Source organism: Micromonospora fulviviridis (assembly GCF_014648395.1).
Lineage (GTDB): Bacteria > Actinomycetota > Actinomycetes > Mycobacteriales > Micromonosporaceae > Micromonospora > Micromonospora fulviviridis.
In genome coordinates, this window is record NZ_BMRA01000010.1 from 63105 (window position 1) to 81138 (window position 18034).

An 18034-nucleotide genomic window follows, 5' to 3' on the forward strand; every position below is an offset into this window, starting at 1 on the left:
GATGCCCCCCGCACCGGACATCGTCCACCTCAGGCGCGGCGGCGTCAGCGTCGTCGTCGACCTCACCGGCGGGCGTCTCCCGCGCATCCTGCACTGGGGAGCCGACCTCGGCGCCCTCGACCACGACCAGCTCGCCGACCTGCGATCCGCCACGCTTCCGACCATCGGCGACAGCGCGGTGACGTACCCGCAGCCCGTGCCGGTCATCCCGCAGCTCGCCGAAGGGTGGCTCGGCCGTCCGGGTGTCACGGGGAACCGCGCCGGGCGGGCGTTCGCGCCGTGGTTCCGCGATGCCGCCCACACCACCACCGACGACCAGGTCGAGAGCGTGGCCACCGACCCCGAGTCCGCGCTCCGGGTCGCGCTCCGGCTCGACCTGAGCCCGGAAGGTGTGCTGTCGCTCTCCGCCGAGCTGCGCAACGAGGGGTCGGGGCCGTACGCGCTCGACGGCGTCGAGCCGGCGCTGCCGCTCCCGGACACGGCTGGCGAGCTGCTCGACCTCAGCGGCCGGTGGGCCCTGGAGCGCGTGCCGCAGCGCCATCCCTTCCCGATCGGGACCTGGCTGCGCGAGAGCCGGGGCGGCAAACCCGGACTCGACCACTCCACCCTCTTCGCCGCGGGCGAGGCGGGGTTCGGGTTCGAGCGTGGCGCGGTGTGGACGGCGCACCTCGCCTGGAGCGGCAACCAGCTCGTCGCCGCGGAACGGACCCCCGCCGGCACCCGGCACCTGCGCGCGCGCGAGATCCTGCTCTCCGGCGAGGTCACCCTCCAGCCCGGCGAGTCCTACGCCGCCCCGACGGTCCACGGCGTGTGGGGCGACGGCCTGAACGAGGTCACCGACCGGATGCACCGGATGCTCCGTGCCCGTCCTCAGCACCCGAGCTCGGCCAGGCCGGTCCTCTCCAACACCTGGGAGGCCGTCTACTTCGACCACGACCTGGCGAAGCTGCGGCGGTTCGCCCAGCGCAGCGCAGACCTCGGGATCGAGCGGTTCGTCCTCGACGACGGCTGGTTCACCGGGCGTCGGGACGACACCAGCTCGCTCGGCGACTGGGACGTCGACCCGGTCGTCTGGCCGGACGGCCTGGACGGCCTCGCCGACCACGTCCACGGCCTCGGGATGCAGTTCGGCCTCTGGTTCGAACCGGAGATGGTCAACCTCGACTCGGACCTCGCGCGCGCTCACCCCGACTGGGTCTTCGACGGCGGCCACGGACCGGGCCTCCCGTCGCGGTACCAGCACGTCCTCGACCTCGGAAACCCCGACGCGAACGCGCACGTCCTCGGGAAGGTGTCCGACCTCGTCGACCGGCTCGGCATCGACTACATCAAGTGGGACCACAACCGGTACCTCACCGACGCCGGCCACAGCGGCAGCGGCCGGGCGGGCGTCCACGAGCAGACCCTCGCCGTGTACGCAATGATGGACGAGCTGCGCCGCCGGCATCCCGGGCTCGAGATCGAGTCGTGTGCCAGCGGCGGCGGTCGCATCGACCTCGGTGTCCTCCAGCGGACGGACCGCGTCTGGCCCTCCGACTGCAACGACCCGCACGAACGCGTCGACGTCCAGCGGTGGACGGGTGTGCTCGTCCCGCCGGAGCTGCAGGGAACCCACATCGGTGCCGAGGACTCGCACACCACTCACCGCGTCGCGCCCCTCGACTTCCGCGCGGCGACGGCCTTCTGGGGCAACCTCGGCGTCGAGCTGGACCTGACCGAGCTCGACGACGACACGTTCGCCCACGTCAGACGATGGGTGGAAGCCCACAAGCGGCATCGGAGCCTGCTCCACACCGGTCGAACGGTTCGCGCGGACACGGGTGCGGACGTGCGCCTCGACGGGGTCGTCGCGGTCGACGGTTCCGAGGCGATCTTCGGATTCACCGTGCTGTCGCGCACGGCCACCTGGCCGCCCGCGCGCCTGCGGTTCCCCGGGCTCGATCCCGAGAGGCGGTACCGCGTCACCGAGTTCGCGCCGGGGGCCCCCGTACCCGCCGGGCAGAGGCCGCCGTGGCTCGACGCCGGCGTGCGTACGACGGGGCGGGCACTGCATGTCCACGGTCTCGAAGCGCCTTCTCTCGACCCGGATCGCACGGTGCTGTTCCGCATCGAGGCGGTGTGAGTCCCGTCCGGTGGCCCCAGCGGCCGACGGTCAGGTTCGCCGGCGGCGCGACGACGCTCGTCGTCGAGCCGCTGGCGGCCTCGCTCCGCCGGCTGACCGTCGGCGGCGTCGACCTGGTCGAGCCGACGGACACGATGCCTGGAGTCCCCGGCATGGCCGGGGCGATCCTCGCGCCGTGGCCGAACCGCGTCGAGGACGCGCGCTGGTGGCACGACGGACGCCGCCACGAGCTCGACGTCAGCGAGCCAGAGCTCGGCAACGCCAACCACGGCCTGCTGGCCGGCAGACGCTTCGACATCCTGCGTCAGGGGAGAGCCGCGATCGTGCTCGGCACGATGATCCGACGTCCGCCCGGCTATCCGTTCGAACTCGATGTCGTCGTCGCCTATCGGGTCGATCACCGAGGAGCGACCGTCACCACCGACGTCGTCAACGTCGGCGCCGAGCACGCCCCGGTCGCGCTGGGCGCCCACCCCTACCTGCGTCTCGGCGAACAGCCGGTCGAGGCACTGCGACTCAGCGTGGACGCGACGCACGCCTACCGTCTGGACGAGCGGCACATCCCGCGCGACCGCTTCCCGGTCGACGGCACCTCCAGCGACCTCCGGCGGCCGCGACTCGTCGCCGAGGCACCCGGCCATGCCACGCTGATGCGGGAGGACGCCGACGGTGAAATCGTGCATCGCCTCGGCGCCGATGATGGGGCGCAGCTCGAGCTCTGGGCCGACCCGGCCTACCGCTGGACCCAGCTGTACCGGGCGGATGCGTTCCCCACCGGGCACGGCGGGGTGCGGGTCGCGCTCGCCGTCGAACCGATGACCGCCCCGCCGAACGCGCTGCGCACGGGCGAGGGGCTGCGCTGGCTCGACGCCGGCGAGCGGTGGAGCGTCTCATGGGGAATCCGCCTTGTCGGATGATCGGCGGATCCCACGGCTCGCCGGTCACGAGTTGCGGGCGCGGAAGGCCGAGGGGCTCATCCCGTGGCGGCGCCGGAAGTGCCGCGAGAAGTAGAACGGGTCGTGGTATCCGACATCGCGGGCCACCTCCGCGATCGTCGCATCCGTCGTGTCGAGGAGCTGGCGCGCTCGCGCCATCCGCAGCGCCGTGTGGTGGGCGAGGACGCCGCCGCCCGTCGCACGCCGGAACAACGAAGTCAGGTGGGTCGGGGAGACGCCGACCAGCCGGGCGAGCTCGGGCACCCGCACGGATCCGTCGAGCCGGTCGCTCAGGTAGTTCATCGCCCGCTGCAGCGGATCTTCGGGCGCCGGCAGCAAGCAGTCGACCGCCAGCTGGGTCAGGAGCTTCCACGCGGCGCCGGAGGCGGCCATCAGCCGTGGGGGCGTCTGGTCCCGTTCGAGGTTGGTGACGATCTCGTCGAGGAGCGCGACAGCGCGCTCGATCGTCCGTACCCGAAGCAGCGGTCGCGCCGCCGTGACCTCCATGCCCTCGACGAGCTCCTGCGCATCGGTGCCCGTGATGTGCGCCCACCAGATCGTCCAGGGGTGGTTCGCGTCGGAGCCGTACGAATGGGGGATGCCGCGAGGGATGACGATCGCCTGTTGGCTGCCGATCCGATGGGTCGTGTCGCCGATCCGGGCCCAGCCGGTGCCGGCGGCGCAGACCATGACGATCGTCTCGTTCGTGCCTCGCGGTCTGCTCATCTGATGGTCGAGCGCGTCCGGATAGTAGCCGACATCCGTCACGAGAAGGCGCCGGGTGACGGGTTTCCTGAGCGCGTCGGAGACGACGGGCCGCGGCACGACGACGAGCCGCTGCCCTCGGAATCCATCTTCGATGGGCATGGGGACATTCTGGGTAACGATCATCGGATTGTCCAGGGGGGCGTGCTCTTACTGCATTCCACCGCGGCGAGTTCGTCGATTGGATGGAGCAATGCTCAGCGATGACCTCCGCCCTGCCGCACCCGAACACCTGCGTGAATGCCTCGACGCCGGTGGCGCTGTCGCGTGGAGTGCCCCAGTGACCATTCCGACCTATGAGCCCGGGACGCCGGACGAGTTCCCGATGTTCCTCGACCGTCGCGTCTACCAGGGGTCGAGCGGACGCGTCTACCCGATCCCGTTCATCGATCGGGTCTCCGCCGAGCCGACCGACCGGACCTGGCAGGCCATCCATCTGGAGAACCGCTGGATCCGGCTCATGGTCCTTCCCGAGCTGGGCGGACGTATCCACATCGGTTACGACAAGACGGCCGACTACGACTTCTTCTACCGCAACAACGTCATCAAGCCGGCGCTTGTCGGGCTCGCCGGACCCTGGATCTCCGGCGGCGTCGAGTTCAACTGGCCGCAACACCACCGGCCCGCGACCTTCCTCCCCGTCGACACCGCGATCGAGGAGCAACCGGACGGATCCGTCACCGTCTGGTGTTCCGATCACGACCCGTTCACCCGCATGAAAGGGATGCACGGCGTGCGCCTGCCCCCGGATCGTGCCGTCGTGGAACTCGTCGCGCGGCTCCACAACCGCACCAGCGACGTCCAGACCTTCCTCTGGTGGGCCAACGTCGCGGCGCGCGTGCACGACGACTACCAGTCGTTCTTCCCGACCGATGTCGCCTATGTGGCCGACCACGCCCGGCGCGCCATCACCGCGTTCCCCGAGGCTGACCGGCCCTACTACGGCGTCGACTACCCGGCCCGGCACGCCACCGGCGGCGACCGGATCGACTTCTACCGGAACATCCCCGTGCCGACGTCGTACATGGTCACCGACACCGAGGACGACTTCTTCGGCGGCTACGACCACCGGGCCCGGGCCGGGTTCGTGCACGTCGCCGATCGCCACATCGCTCCGGGCAAGAAGCAGTGGACGTGGGGTGACGCGGCCTTCGGGCACGCGTGGGACCGGCTCCTGACCGACGAGGACGGGCCGTACGTAGAATTGATGGCCGGCGTCTACACCGACAACCAGCCCGACTTCGCCTGGCTCGAGCCGGGAGAGACGAAGGAGTTCAGCCAGCTGTGGTTCCCGATCCACGAGATCGGGCCCGCGAACCAGGCGACGGCGGAGGCCGCCGTGCGGCTCGACGTCGCGGACGGCGTGGTGGCCGGAGGCGTCTGCCTGGTCTCCGAGCGTGACGTGCGCGTCACGGTGACGGCCGGTAACGACGTGATCGTCGACGAGCGGGTTCGGATCGCCCCGGGGGTGCCGTTCCGTTTCGAGGCGGCGACGGGGTCGGCTCGACCTGCTGATCACGAGCTGCGGGTCACCGGCGATGATGGTGGACGCCTGATTGCCTGGCGCCCCCGCGCGGAGATCATCACCGAGGAGCCGTGGACGGCGAGCGAGCCGCCCGCTCCGAAGGAGATCGCCAGCCAGGACGAGCTGTACTTCACGGGCATCCATCTCTCCCAGAACCGGCACCCGACGAGATCGCCGCTGCCCTACTGGGAGGAGGCGCTTCGCCGCGACGAGCTAGACAGCCGCAGCAACACGGCGCTCGCCGAGCACCTCCTGCGCCGCGGCCGCTATGCGGAGGCCGAGACGCACCTGCGGCGCGCGCTCGACAGCCAGACCCGGCGCAACGGCAACCCGCGCGACGGCGAGGCCCGGTACCTACTGGGGCTGGTCCTGATGCGCACCGGTCGCGACGCAGCCGCGCTCGATGCCTTCGCCAAGGCCGCGTGGGACGTGCGATGGCTCGCCCCGGCCCAGCTGGAGTCCGCTCGGATCCTGGCGCGGGGCGGGTCGGACCGTGCTGCGCTGGCGGCCGTCGAGAAGGCGCTGGCCGTCAATGCCGCCGATTCGCGCGCGCTCGCGCTCCGGATCGTCCTCGAGCGACGCCTCGGCCGCACCGACCCGGCGGACGAGCACCTCCGGAGCCGGCTCGTGCTCGATCCGCTCGACCAGGTGGCTCGCGCGCTCGCCGGCCTGCCGGTGAGCGCCGACGGTCGTACCGTCATCGACGTGGCGCTCGAGCTCGCGGCGGCCGGCGAGGACGATCGGGCGATCACCCTGCTCGCGCAGGCGGCGGAGCGGCCGGTCGGCCTGTCGGGCAATGTCCGTCCGATCGCCCACCTCCACCGGTCCGTGCTGCTCCGTCGGGCTGGCCAGATTGAGAGCGCGGACGACGCTCTCGCGGAGTCCCGCCGCGTCGACCCGCGCCGGTGTTTCCCCGTCGGACTCGACGACCACGACGCACTGCGTGCCGTGCTCGACCTGTTCCCCGACGACCACCGCACGGGTGCGCTGCTCGGGATGCTCCTCTACGACGCCGGCCGTGAGGAGGAAGCTCTGCGGCTCTGGCGGCGCGCGATCGACGCCGGGGAGGCGGACGCGGTGACGTTGCGCAACGCCGCTGTCGCCGTCGTCAACCTGCACGGCCTGGCCGAGCAAGCCCTCGGCTGGTACCGCGAAGCTCTCCACCTCCACCCTTCGGCCCGTCTCCTCTATGAACGAGACCAGCTCCTCGCGCTCGCCGGCGCCACGGCCGAGCGGCGACTGGACCTCCTGGAATGCGAGCTCTCCCTGGTTCTCGAGCGCGACGACCTCACCATCTCGTACGTCGAGCTGCTGAGCGCCGTCGGCCGGGCAGCGGATGCCCGCGCCGTCCTGACCTCGCGGCCCTTCGCGCCCTGGGAGGGCGGCGAAGGTCTGGCCCTGGCGGCGTGGGAGCACGTCGCCCTCGCGCTCAGCTGGCAGGCGGAGGCGGACGGGGACGTCCACGCGGCGATCCGGTATGCCGAATCTGCCCTCACCCCTCCCGCGACTCTCGGCGAGGCGCGCCATCCGCTCGCACCGACGACGGCAATCCACGAACGCCTCTCGGCCCTCTACGCCCTCCTCGGTGACCAGGAGGGGGCGGAGGCGGCCCGGGCGATCGCCGACGCTCAACCGCGCCCGCAGGAGGTCGACCCCGACGCCGCCCCCGACTACTTCGCGACGTCGCTCCCGCAGCTGCTGCTGTTCCGGCCTCAGGCGCTTGCCGCCGCGAAGCGTGGAGCGGCGGCAACCGAGTCGGAACGTCCAGTCCGCCCGTCAGAAGGCGCATTCCTGGGCGACTCGAGCGGTCCTAGCCTCGAGAACGTCTCGCGAGAATAGGACCTCGCGAGACGAAGGCACCCCACCACCAGCAGGGGGAACCATGCGAAATCGGCGGGGACGTTCTCGTCCCACATGTGTCGCCATCGCCTCGACGGCGGTCGCCGCGCTCGTGCTGTCGCTTCTTACGGCGAGCCCGGCGGCCGCTCTCGTCACGCACACCATCACCTCGCCGGACGGTCAGATCAACCTCACCGTCACCGACCAGACGAGCGGCGCGCTCACCTACGGCGTCACCGCCGGCGGTACCGCGGTCTTCGGTTCGTCACCGCTCGGCATCACCACCAGCACCACCGACTTCACCAGCGGCCTGACCTACACGGGCGAGACCCGGGCCGTGATCACCGAAACGTACTCGCTGCCGGCCGGGACGAAGCCGACCTACACCAACGACGGCCGCGAGATGACGCTGACCTACACCAAGGGCGGCGCGACGCTGCAGCTCATCGCCCGCGCGTACAACGACGGCATCGCCTTCCGGTACCGGATCCCCGGCTCCGGGGCCGCCAGCATCACCGGCGAGACCACCGGCTTCCGGCTCAACCCGGGTGACGGAGGCTGGGCCGCGCCGTGGAACGCCAACTACGAGCAGGACTACATCTACCGCAACGCCGCCGGCCTCAACTCCGGCACCAACCTGACGATGCCGGCCCTGGTCTCGGTGAACAGCAACACCTACTTCACCCTCATCAGCGAGGCGAACGTCTACAACTCGAACGCCAGCTACGCGCCCGCGATGCTCCACGGCGACGGCGCCGGCACCGGCCTGCTGAACATCGTGCGGACCCCCGACCAGGGCTTTCCGATCGCGAGCACCTACCCATTCCAGACACCCTGGCGTACGGCGGTCATCGCGTCGAACCTGGACAAGCTCTACAACAGCGACCTGATGCAGAACCTCAACCCGCCGGCCGCCTCGACCCCCTCGTGGGTCCAGCCCGGCCGGGCGGCCTGGTCGTGGTACACCGACGAGGACAGCGCATCCGACCTGAACAAGCAGAAGCAGATGGTCGACTTCGCGGCCTCGATGGGCTTCGAGTACATCACCGTCGACTGCTGCTACGTGCCGGCGGTCGACCTTCCGGCCATCTCGGCCTATGCGCACCAGAAGGGTGTGAAGGTGTTCGCCTGGGTCACCGCAGACGCGGGACAGACCCCGGCCGCGGCGACGAAGCTCGTCACCGATCACAAGGCGTACGGAGTGGACGGGCTCAAGGTCGATTTCTTCCTGAGCGACTCGCAGGCCGTCCAGCAGTGGTACCAGTCCATCGGTGACGCCGCCGGAGCCGGGCAGATGATGCTCGACCTGCACGGCAGCACGAAGCCCGGCGGTGAGAACCGCACCTGGCCGTGGGTGCTCACCACGGAGGCCGTCGCCGGCACCGAGCACTACAAGTACCCCCCGCCCACCACTGCCGCCGCCGACGTGACCTACCCCTTCACGCGCGGTCCCATCGGCCCGATGGACTACACGCCGGCGATGATCTCGCAGAACGCGTCCGTGCTCACCCAGGCCCACACTCTCGCGCAGGCGATCGTCTACAACACCGGCATGATCAACTATGCCGACTCGGCCGCCGCGTACGAGCAGTGGCCGGGACGCCACCTCATGCGGGCGATCCCCACCAAGTGGGATGAGACGAAGGTCGTGGAGGGCTTCCCGGGGGACCACATCACGGTGGCCCGCCGCTTGGGCGGCGACTGGTTCATCGCCGGGATGACCTCGCCGGCGCGCACGGCGTCCGTCCCGCTGACCTTCCTCGGCGCCGGCTCCTACACCGCGACGATCTTCTCGGACAACGCGTCGGGCCGGGTGCAGGTCAGCACGCAGACCGTCAGCAGCACCACCACGCTGTCCCTGCCCGAGATCGCCACCGGTGGGGTCGCCGTGCAGGTCTCCCAGACGCCGCTCGCCCAGATCGGAAGCGGCGACGCCCGGTACGAAGCGGAGTCCGTCTCCAACACCCTCGCCGGCGGCGCTTCCGCGCAGGCGTGCAAGGGCTGCTCCAACGGGTCGAAGATCGGCAACGTCGGCTCGGGTGGCTCGGTCCAGTTCAACAAGGTGACCGCGTCGACGGCGGGCACCCACCGGATGACCTTCACCTACACGTCGGCCGACCCGCGATCCGTCCGCATCACGGTGAACGGGACCGTCCTGAGCACCGAGAACCTGCCGGATTCCGGCGGCTGGGAGTTCCTCAACAAGTGGAGCGTCGACGTGCCCCTGGTGGCGGGTAACAACACCATCAGGTTCGACAACCCCAGCGCCTTCGCCTCGGACATCGACGCCCTGACGATCGAGCGCGCCACCGAGGCGGAAGCCGCCGGCAACACCCTCGCCGGTGGCGCCACCGCGACGAGCTGCTCCGGCTGCTCGGGGAGCTCCGCGGTGGCGGGCCTCAGCGGCAGCGGAACGCTGGACATCACCGGTCTGACCGTCGCGGCGGCCGGTAACCACACCGTCCGCCTGGACTACGCGAGCGCCGTTGCGCAGACCGTCCAGCTCCAGGTCAACGGGGGCACCGCCATCACGGTGAACCTCCCCGCGACCGGATCCTCCACCGCCGTGGCCACGAGGACGCTCGGACTGTCCCTGACGGCCGGTGCGAACACGATTCGGGTCAAGTCGGCATCGTCCGCGGCCGTCGCCATCGACCGCGTGAGCGTGGTGCGGTAACCACTCCCGTCGACCATCGGGCGGCGACCTCGTGCAGCCAACACGAGGTCGCCACCCTGGATCGCGGGGCCAGCGCCGCGGTGGTGGTCGTGGTGACCGCTAGGCGGTGTCTTCAAAGGATCTTGGTGTCGGATGATGTAGGGCGTGGGTCGTCGCTACGAGTTGTCTGACGTCGAGTGGGAGGCGCTGTCGCCGTATCTGCCGTCGGCGGTGACTGGTGGTCGGCCGCGGGTCGATGACCGGCGGGTGCTCAACGGGATCGTGTGGAAGATCCGGGCCGGCGCGGCGTGGCGGGACGTGCCGGCCCGGTACGGGTCCTGGCAGTCGATCTACACCCGTTTCCGCAGGTGGGCCCTCGATGGCACGTTCGAGCGGATGCTCGCCGGGGTCCAGGCCGACGCAGACGCGGCAGGGGACATTGACTGGCTGGTGTCCGTCGACTCCACGATCGTGCGAGCCCACCAGCACGCGGCCGGCGCTAAAGGGGGCGCCGGGAATCGGACGAACCACAAGATCACGCCCTCGGTCGATCTCGAGGTGGACTGACCACCAAGATTCACCTCGCCTGCGACGGACTGGGCCGGACGCTGGCGTTCGTGCTCTCCGGCGGCAACGTCAACGACTGCACCCGCTTCGCCCAGGTCATGGTCGCCATCCGGGTCGAGCGGCCGGGGCCCAGTCGGCCTCGGGTCCGGCCCGACCACGTCATCGCCGACAAGACATCCCACGCTGTTTGGTGTCAAGCGGCGGTTGCCAGCGGCTGCTGAGGGCTGCTGGTGGTGACACCCGTGCGTGACATGGACCGGGATGTTGTCCCCGCGCTGAGCGGGCAGCGAAGGTGGTCGCCCGCCGATCTGGATGAGCGGGCGTTGGCGTGGCCCAGCCGACCCATGACCCCTGCAAAGCCTGGACGCAGCAGCCCGGTCGCGAGCCCCTGATCGGGGGAGCAGGTTGGGAGCAGCAGGGTGCACTGAACGGCCCTGAACCGCACCGAACGGCAGCTGATCGCACCCAACTGCACCCACCCCTGCCTGCGGCTTTGCGTTTTCGCAGGTCAGAGTCGGTGCAGCGTCCTGCTTCACACGGAGTGCTCAGCCAGTTTGGGCAGCAGTCGGCATTCTTCTATATCGCCTGGTGGGGAAGTATGCGCAGGTCATGGCGGTAAGGAGCCGCTGGATGGGCCGGCCTTGCATGTGGGAGCAGATTGGGTGCAGGTTGGTGAAGTGGTCACCGCGCCCGAAGTGCTCACCGACACCGGACAGTGGCGAGGGCTTTGACCTGCGGTGATGCGGTCGAGCGGTGCGGCGTGACCTCCCAGAGAAGACCGAAGTGGTCAGGCTCCGCTGCTCCCTGACTGGCTGGTGCCGGCCGTCGTCCTGGGGCCTGCTGACGCCCGTCAAGAGTGCGGTCGCGCATCGACGTATGACTCTGGGCCCTGCCGTGCTGGCGTCGGCCGAGATCCCGTTACCTGAGACGCGAATCCCACCGGCAATCCTCTGACCAGGGCTTCCTGCTTGGTGAGCTCTTCGGCGTGCCCGAAGGAATCAGATTGTTGGCCCACTGCGCGGGGCGAGATCTGTCGGCCGGTGGGGGCTGAGGCGATCGAGTGACCAGGATGGGCCGCCGATCGACGTCGCCACCGACGGCGATGGGCGGCGGTTCGATCGCGGACCCCGATGTCGGTGGGTCCCGCTATTTTCCTGTCGTGATGACGAGTGGCATGGGCCGGGTACCGACCGAAGACGAGGAGGCCCGATTCTGGGGGTTGGTCGAGTCGGCATGGGCGACGTTCGGGCCCGAGCCGGCTTGCGTCCGGCAGGCGCTGGTCGGGCGTGATCCCGCAGCAGATGATGACAACGGCAGCCTCTACGCCCTCGAAGCCTGGATGGATCGGTTTTTGGCGCAGCTACGTCGGCTGTGTGCCGACCTGTCGAGCGCGGAGTTGACGGATTTGGACCGCGTGGTCGAGCGAAAGCTGTACGACCTCGATCGGCAAGAAATCCATGAGCACACCGACGGCTCGGACGACGGCTTCCTGTACTGCCGCGGGTTCATCGTCGCGGCAGGCCGGGAGTTCTACAACGCGGTTCACGCTGCCCCCCGGATGGCAGTGATGGACGCGGAGTGCGAGGCGATGTGTTACTTCTTCGCCCACCTGCACAACGAACGGTTCGGCCGCTACCCGGACACCGGCTCGGGCATCTCCCGCGAGTCGGGCCGCAATCCAGGCGGGTGGTGACGAGTCCCCCTCTGACAAGGCGATCGAGCACGCAGTGCCGTCGACCGGGTGAGCATTTATCAAAGACAGCTTGATCGGGTGCACTGTCATGCCGATGAGCGGGCGTCTGGTCGGTACCGCACCTGACGTCCCCACCTGCCTCTCCCGGATGACAGTACGTAAGGTCAAGGCATGATCGAATCCCAACGCGAAGCCGTACCGCGCAACGACGGTGGCGAGCTCGACACCACCCTCGCCTTCTTGTCCTTCGCTCGATCATGCGTGCTGAAGAAGGTCGCCGGCTTGAACGAGGAGCAGCTGCGGCGCCGCCTGGTCGTCTCCGACACCACACTGCTGGGCCTGGTCCAGCACCTGACCGACGCCGAACGGTACTGGTTCGGCTACACGTTCGCCGGCGACCCGCGCTACGCCGACGTCGACTTCGACATGGTGGTCGAGCCGGACCGGTCCCCGGAACAGATCATCGCCGGCTACCGGACCGCGATCGCCGACAGCGACGCCCACATCATCGCGGCCGCTGGCCCCGACCTCCTCACCGCGCAGCCGGTCGGTGACGCGCCTCGTACGCTTCGCTGGGTGCTCGCCCACATGACGAGCGAGACCATCCGGCATGCCGGTCACGCCGACATCCTGCGAGAGCTCATCGACGGTGCCACCGGCCGGTAGGAGATCGCGACTCGGAGCCGTACCCCATCCGGTGCAACGCAGCCTCGTGGAGCACTCGGAGACCACCAACGGCCCGAAGGGCCGGCAAGGTGACGGTGAGGAACGCACGAATCTGCCGCTGTCCGCGCGCGTCAGTTGCGCCTGGCGCCGTGCGCTGTCATGCCGAGAAGAGTATGTGTGTCATTGCCCGGCCGGCTGTTCGGTTTGCCGGTTGGGAGACTTGCCGGATGATTGCCTCTGCGGAGCGGCGTGACGTCATTGGGCAGGTCGCACAGCGCATTCCCGCACCCGACGGCCCTGGATGTCTCCGCGTTGCTGTCGACGGCCCGGACGGATCCGGCAAGAGCACGTTCGCCGACGAACTCGCCGCGGCCGTGCGCGCTCTCGGCCGCCGTGTCGTGCGGATATCACTCGACGACTTCCACAACGTCCGAGCGGTCCGGTACCGACAGGGACGCGAGTCGCCGGAAGGCTTCTGGCAGGACTCATACAACTACCTGCGATTCCAGAGCGACGTCCTGGATCCGTTCGGCCCGGCCGGCTCCCGGCGATACCGGCCAGCCGCGCATGACCTCGCGACCGACATCATCCTCGACCCGGAACCCCTTACTGCCCTTCCTGGGACGGTGCTCGTCGTCGACGGGCTCTTTCTGCATCGGGACGAGATCGTCATGGCCTGGGACTTGTCGGTGTTCCTGGATGTCCCCTTCGATGAAACGGCCAGGCGTATGGCCGCTCGTGACGGCACGAACCCCGATCCAGAGCACCCGAGCATGCGGCGCTACGTGGAGGCCCAGCGCATCTACTTCAGAGCCTGCTCCCCGCAACAGCGAGCCGATATCCTCATCGACAACCGCGATGTCAGCGCTCCGCGGATCATCGGCAGATGACGTACTCAACTGCCGCTGAGTGTGCGCGGAACTGCCGAATTGCGGACGTTGCTTTGAGTGGCATGGCCGGGTTGTTGGGTTCCCGTCGTTGACCGCGTACCGCTGCCGGGTGTCCTGGTGTGTGGTCACCCGGCAGCGGCGGTTACGCCGTCAGCCGCGCCTGGTGCAGGGTTGCGGCCAGCTCGACCGGTCGGCTGAGCATCGGCCAATGCCAGGTCGGCAGTTCCTCGTAGCGCCACGCGTCGTCGGCCATGTGGCGGTACAGCGGCAGTGTCGCGGCCATCCCCTGCACCTGCGCGGCGGTGAAGCTTGACAGCACGCCGAGTCTTGGCAGCTTCTCCCACGCCCCGGTCAGCCGGACCGGGGCGGTGGCGGTCGCCCACGGCTGGTCAACCGACCGCTCGCGCAGCAGCGTGACGATCGAGTCATCCACGTCGGGCACGCTGGCAGCCAGGTCGGCCCAGGGCGGCGGCGGCAGCCGCCACCCGTCACCGTGGTCGGCCACCAATGCCGCGTTGCGCTCGCGCTCGGCCGGCGGGGTGAACTCGACCTGGGTCACCCCGTCGGGCAGCGGGCCGGTGTCGACATAGACCAGCTGGGCGACGCGGTCGGTGACGCGGTCGGCGGCCGCGGTGACGACGCTACCGGCGTAGCTGTGCCCGACGAGGACCACGTCGCGAAGGTCCTCGTAGCGCAGGAGGTTGACCACGTCGGTGACGTGGACATCGAGGTCGGTGTCGGGACGGGCCAGGTGAGCGCGCTCCCCGAGGCCGGTCAGGCTGATCGGGTACACGTCGTGGCCGTGCCGGCGTAGTTCAGCGGCCGTCGAATGCCAGGCCCAGGCGCCGAGCCAGAACCCGGGGACCAGTACGAATGTCGTCATGCGCGGTACGCTACGTTCAATACCGGACAGTTTCCGCCCGGATTAGGAGGACGTCTTTGGCCAGGCCGACAGCGCGGGTACTGGCCCTGCTAGAGGTCCTCCAGTCGGGCGGCGCATTCAACGTCGGCGACCTGGCCCGCCGGCTCGGCGTCGACGAGCGCACCGTCCGCCGCTACGCGACCCACCTCCTCGACCTGGGCATCCCGGTCGAAGCGCGCCGTGGCCGCTACGGCGGGTACCGGCTCGCGCCCGGATACAAGTTGCCGCCGCTCATGCTCACCGATGAGGAGGCGGTCGCCATTGCCCTCGGCCTTGCCGCCGGGTTCCGCGCGGGACTGGTCACATCCGATCACGCGGCCGCCGAGAGCGCCGCCGCCAAGCTGCGCCGGGTACTGCCAGCCGTCCTTGCCCGGCGCATCGACGCCCTACTGATCACCATGGACGTCACCGGACCCGTCCGACAACCCGCCCCGCCCGGCACCGAGGTGCTGCTGGTGCTCGCCGAGGCGGCCCGCCACCGACACCCGGTACAGCTGACCTACACCAACTGGCATGGCCGCTCCAGCGAGGAACGCGGCCTGGACCCGTACGGGCTGGTCTTCCACAACGGCCGCTGGTACGTCACCGGTCGCGACCACGCCAGCGAATCCGTGCGGACATTCCGACTCGACCGCATCAGCGCTATCCGCGGCACCGACGGGGCGTTCGAGGTACCGGCCGGGTTCGACCCCACCGGCCACGTCCTCGCCGGACTGGCCTCGGTGCCCTACGCCCACGACGTCTCGGTCCTGCTGCACACCAGCCTCGCCCAGGCACGGCGGCGGATCCTTCCCTCGGTCGGCACACTCACCGAGGTCGCCAACGGAGTGCGGCTGACCACCCGAGCCGAACACCTCGACGGCGCCGCCCAGATGCTGGCCGGGCTCGGCTGGCCCTTCACCATCGAACGGCCCGCCGCACTCAGAGCCGAGGTGCGCGCGCTGGCCGCTCGCCTACTCACCCACGCAGACGCAGGCGAGTAGGCCGCCACCAGCGTCCCGTCGAAGTTGGTAGGTCGGCCAGCATGAAACATCCGCTCTTGCCGCGATCCGCTTGCCGCCGGCCTCACGACGGGTCGGGCTGGCTGGCGGCCGGACATGCCGAAGACAGCGCACCCTGCGTGCTCGTGAAAGAGGCTGCGTGCGACGCCTCGACTCGCCTGATGGAGACACACATGGACGTGGCATGGATCGCGATCGATCCCGGAAGTGGCGACCTGGCCTCCACGGAGACCCGGTCTGACGTCGACGGCTTCATGTCGCGGCTCCAGCACCTTCTCGGCGCCCGAGAGGGATACACGGAGGTTCGCCGCGTCGAGGCGGACTACCCTCTGTTGACGTTCTCGTTCAAAGGGGACTACGCAGTCATGCACCTGTTTGAGTCCCCGGACGACTGCCGCCTTCTTCTTGGGGATGGCGTGCTGCCCGAGACGAAAACAGTCGAACTCCCGGTGCTCGGCGGCGACTGCACATTCTCGGGTGGCTTCGTCTCCAGCATGGCCAAGGCAACAGAGGCAATCGCAGCCTTCATCGACGGTGCTCCAGCCAAACCACTCGGAGAGTGGGTTCGGCATAAGCCTGCGGAGTGGGCAGGCGCACCCAGGGTCGGGCACCCGTGACTTCTTGTACGAGGCGATTGGTCACACGATCAGTCTCACGCAACGCGTCCTGAGCTCATCTGCCGCCAGCCGTGCGCGCGCTGCTCAGCACACCGGTCGCGCTGAGTAAGCGTCAGCCTCGGTCCTGTTTCTTGAGAACGTGTCGAAGCGGAGCGCCAAGGCGCCGGGCGACGCCGCGGTCGGCTGCCGGGGATCGGGGAGCACGTGGGGAGCAGCCGGGTGGGTTGAACGGCGTTGAACTGCATCCGACAGCGCGTGACGGCGCTCAACTGCACCCGCCCCTACCTGCGGCTTCGCGTTTCTGCAGGTCAGAGTGGGTGCAGCGTCCTGCTTCACGCCGGAGTGCTCAGCCATTTCGCGCTGCGGTCGACGGCGCTCTATGTTCCCTGGCGGGGGAGTGTGCGCAGGTCACGGCGGTAAGGAACCACTGGATGACCTGGCCTTGCAAGTGGGAGCAGATTGGGTGCAGGTTGGCGAAGTGGTCACCGCGCCCGAGGAGCTACCGAGGCTGGGCAGGGCAGAGGTCCCTGAACTGTGGTGATGCGGTCGAGCGGTGCGGCGTGACCTCCCAGAGAAGACCGAAGTGGTCAGGGTTCGCTGCTCCCCGCCTGGCTGGTGTCGGCTGTCGATCTGAGGCCCGACGACGCCAATTACGAGACCGGGGTCGCATCGATGTACGGCTCTGGGTAGCAGCCTGGTGGCGTCGGTATCGATCCCGCGAGCTGAGATCCGAATCCCACCGGCAGCCCTGTGAGCAGAGCTTCCTCAACGGTGACCACTTCGGCGAGCCCGAAGGCGTCGGCATGTGTTGCCCGCGGTGTTCTGCCGGGCATTGTCGCTCATGCGGGTGGTAGTAAACCCGTCGAAGGGGGGCCGCTGTCACGGTGACCCGGTGTTCAGGAGTTTGTAGAGGGTGTAGTTGTAGGGGCGGCGTCGGTCGTGGATGGCGCGTAACCGTGGTTGCTTGACCTGCGGCAGTCGAGGGAGAACGTTGAGGAAGATCTCACCGTCCGGCTCGAATCGGTGATTCGGGAGCAGTGCCGGCAGGGCGTCCGGCGGGATTGGGACGGACCGTCCAACCGGCTTCGGGGCTCGGTCGAACGCGAGGTGTCGCCAGGCGTCCCAGGCCAGCGGGACTGGCATCATCGGCGGGGTTACCGGCCAGAGTTCACCGGTTTGCGGGTGTTCCGGGATGAGGGCGAGGTCGCCGTCGGCGTGCGGAATGCCGGGCCCGGCTAGGACCAGGGTGCGTTCCTGCCCCGTACTGCCCGCCCCGACGAGGCGGTCGAGAGTTGGTCGGAAGACCTCGGCGACCTGGTGATCGGGGATCGCCACAGGGTCGCCGCCCGAGGCGGCCAGCATGTGTGCCAGTGCCGAGGCTGCGGTGGCCTTCCATTCGGGTGCCAGCATCGCCAGCGCGTTGGTTACGCCGAGGTAGGCCAGTCGAAGCAGCACGACCAGTCATCCTCGCCCAGGGGTTTCAGCGATTCGACCAGCCTGGGCACGTTGATGAGGGCAAGATTTTGTCGTCGTGGTCAAGCCGGCCGTGACCAGGGCGGATGTCATTGTCGGCACCTGTAGGGCTAGCGGGCCCAAAAGGCAGCGCGCAGAGCCGACGAGCACGAGATATACGGAGGCACCCATGAAGGCAATCGTCGCGATGGATCAGGCCGCGGAAGCAGCCGGGATCACACTCGCGGAGCGGCCTGAGCCGACGCCGGCGATCAACGACGTCGTCGTTGAAGTCCACGCGTCGGGTTTCGTCCCCGCGGAGTGGGAGTGGCCCTCGACGTGGGTCGATCGCTGCGGTCACGATCGCGCCCAGGCGATCATCGG

At 69.3% G+C, this 18034-nt stretch carries 12 protein-coding genes and 2 pseudogenes; 11 read left to right on the forward strand and 3 right to left on the reverse strand.

From position 1 onward, the window contains the following. Window position 1 precedes the first annotated feature (1 nt). A complete protein-coding gene (locus IEY96_RS24285) occupies window positions 2-2122 on the forward strand; it encodes an alpha-galactosidase (RefSeq protein ID WP_189197138.1) in 2121 nt (706 codons plus the stop codon). Then, window positions 2119-3039 carry an aldose epimerase family protein gene (locus IEY96_RS24290; protein WP_189197139.1) on the forward strand — a complete coding sequence of 307 codons (921 nt, stop codon included), beginning with the start codon at window positions 2119-2121 and terminating at the stop codon, window positions 3037-3039. Before IEY96_RS24285 ends, IEY96_RS24290 begins: the two co-directional genes overlap by 4 nt. Before the next feature lie 24 nt (window positions 3040-3063). Here the strand turns inward: IEY96_RS24290 and IEY96_RS24295 are convergent, their stop codons facing one another. Continuing rightward, a complete protein-coding gene (locus IEY96_RS24295) occupies window positions 3064-3924 on the reverse strand; it encodes an AraC family transcriptional regulator (RefSeq protein ID WP_189197140.1) in 861 nt (286 codons plus the stop codon). Between the two features lie 178 nt (window positions 3925-4102). On the opposite strand from IEY96_RS24295, the gene IEY96_RS24300 reads away from it, so the two are divergent. The 6 genes and pseudogenes from IEY96_RS24300 to IEY96_RS24330 all read left to right on the forward strand — a co-directional run bounded on the left by IEY96_RS24300 (window position 4103) and on the right by IEY96_RS24330 (window position 13658). Beyond that, window positions 4103-7186: a DUF5107 domain-containing protein gene (locus tag IEY96_RS24300; protein WP_189197141.1), complete on the forward strand. Its 3084-nt coding sequence runs from the start codon at window positions 4103-4105 to the stop codon at window positions 7184-7186. Window positions 7187-7298: 112 nt separating this feature from the next. Further along, a complete protein-coding gene (locus tag IEY96_RS24305; protein WP_189197142.1) occupies window positions 7299-9863 on the forward strand; it encodes a glycoside hydrolase family 97 N-terminal domain-containing protein in 2565 nt (854 codons plus the stop codon). Between the two features lie 144 nt (window positions 9864-10007). Beyond that, window positions 10008-10582 (forward strand): annotated as a pseudogene (locus IEY96_RS24310) (IS5 family transposase); the annotation flags it as partial. An 896-nt stretch (window positions 10583-11478) separates the two neighbouring features. Beyond that, window positions 11479-12102: a DUF4240 domain-containing protein gene (locus IEY96_RS24320; RefSeq protein ID WP_229791893.1), complete on the forward strand. Its 624-nt coding sequence runs from the start codon at window positions 11479-11481 to the stop codon at window positions 12100-12102. Window positions 12103-12273: 171 nt separating this feature from the next. Beyond that, window positions 12274-12768, forward strand: a complete 495-nt coding sequence (locus IEY96_RS24325) for a DinB family protein (protein ID WP_189197145.1) — start codon at window positions 12274-12276, stop codon at window positions 12766-12768. Window positions 12769-12995: 227 nt separating this feature from the next. Continuing rightward, window positions 12996-13658 (forward strand): nucleoside/nucleotide kinase family protein, encoded by a 663-nt coding sequence (locus IEY96_RS24330; protein WP_189197146.1) that lies wholly within the window; start codon window positions 12996-12998, stop codon window positions 13656-13658. Window positions 13659-13800: 142 nt separating this feature from the next. Here IEY96_RS24330 and IEY96_RS24335 read toward each other — a convergent pair whose 3' ends face one another. Beyond that, entirely contained in the window at window positions 13801-14541 is a 741-nt protein-coding gene (locus tag IEY96_RS24335) for an alpha/beta fold hydrolase (RefSeq protein ID WP_189197147.1), read from the reverse strand. A gap of 56 nt (window positions 14542-14597) precedes the next feature. On the opposite strand from IEY96_RS24335, the gene IEY96_RS24340 reads away from it, so the two are divergent. Both IEY96_RS24340 and IEY96_RS24345 read left to right on the forward strand, forming a co-directional pair. After that, entirely contained in the window at window positions 14598-15563 is a 966-nt protein-coding gene (locus IEY96_RS24340) for a helix-turn-helix transcriptional regulator (RefSeq protein WP_189197148.1), read from the forward strand. 179 nt (window positions 15564-15742) lie between these two features. After that, on the forward strand, window positions 15743-16198 hold the full coding sequence (locus IEY96_RS24345; RefSeq protein ID WP_189197149.1) for a hypothetical protein: 456 nt from the start codon (window positions 15743-15745) through the stop codon (window positions 16196-16198). Between the two features lie 879 nt (window positions 16199-17077). Here IEY96_RS24345 and IEY96_RS24350 read toward each other — a convergent pair. Continuing rightward, entirely contained in the window at window positions 17078-17653 is a 576-nt protein-coding gene (locus IEY96_RS24350) for a hypothetical protein (RefSeq protein WP_229791853.1), read from the reverse strand. 205 nt (window positions 17654-17858) lie between these two features. On the opposite strand from IEY96_RS24350, the pseudogene IEY96_RS33415 reads away from it, so the two are divergent. Beyond that, window positions 17859-18014 (forward strand): annotated as a pseudogene (locus IEY96_RS33415) (NADP-dependent oxidoreductase); the annotation flags it as partial. Window positions 18015-18034: the final 20 nt, after the last annotated feature.

Excerpts from the sequence above, each read along its gene's own strand:
- IEY96_RS24285 (WP_189197138.1), top strand. The coding sequence starts at position 2 with ATGCCCCCCGCACCGGACATCGTCCACCTCAGGCGCGGCGGCGTCAGC.
- IEY96_RS24345 (WP_189197149.1), top strand. The coding sequence starts at position 15,743 with ATGGAGACACACATGGACGTGGCATGGATCGCGATCGATCCCGGAAGT.
- IEY96_RS24330 (WP_189197146.1), top strand. The coding sequence starts at position 12,996 with ATGATTGCCTCTGCGGAGCGGCGTGACGTCATTGGGCAGGTCGCACAG.
- IEY96_RS24295 (WP_189197140.1), bottom strand. The coding sequence starts at position 3,924 with ATGCCCATCGAAGATGGATTCCGAGGGCAGCGGCTCGTCGTCGTGCCG.
- IEY96_RS24335 (WP_189197147.1), bottom strand. The coding sequence starts at position 14,541 with ATGACGACATTCGTACTGGTCCCCGGGTTCTGGCTCGGCGCCTGGGCC.
- IEY96_RS24320 (WP_229791893.1), top strand. The coding sequence starts at position 11,479 with ATGGGCCGCCGATCGACGTCGCCACCGACGGCGATGGGCGGCGGTTCG.
- IEY96_RS24325 (WP_189197145.1), top strand. The coding sequence starts at position 12,274 with ATGATCGAATCCCAACGCGAAGCCGTACCGCGCAACGACGGTGGCGAG.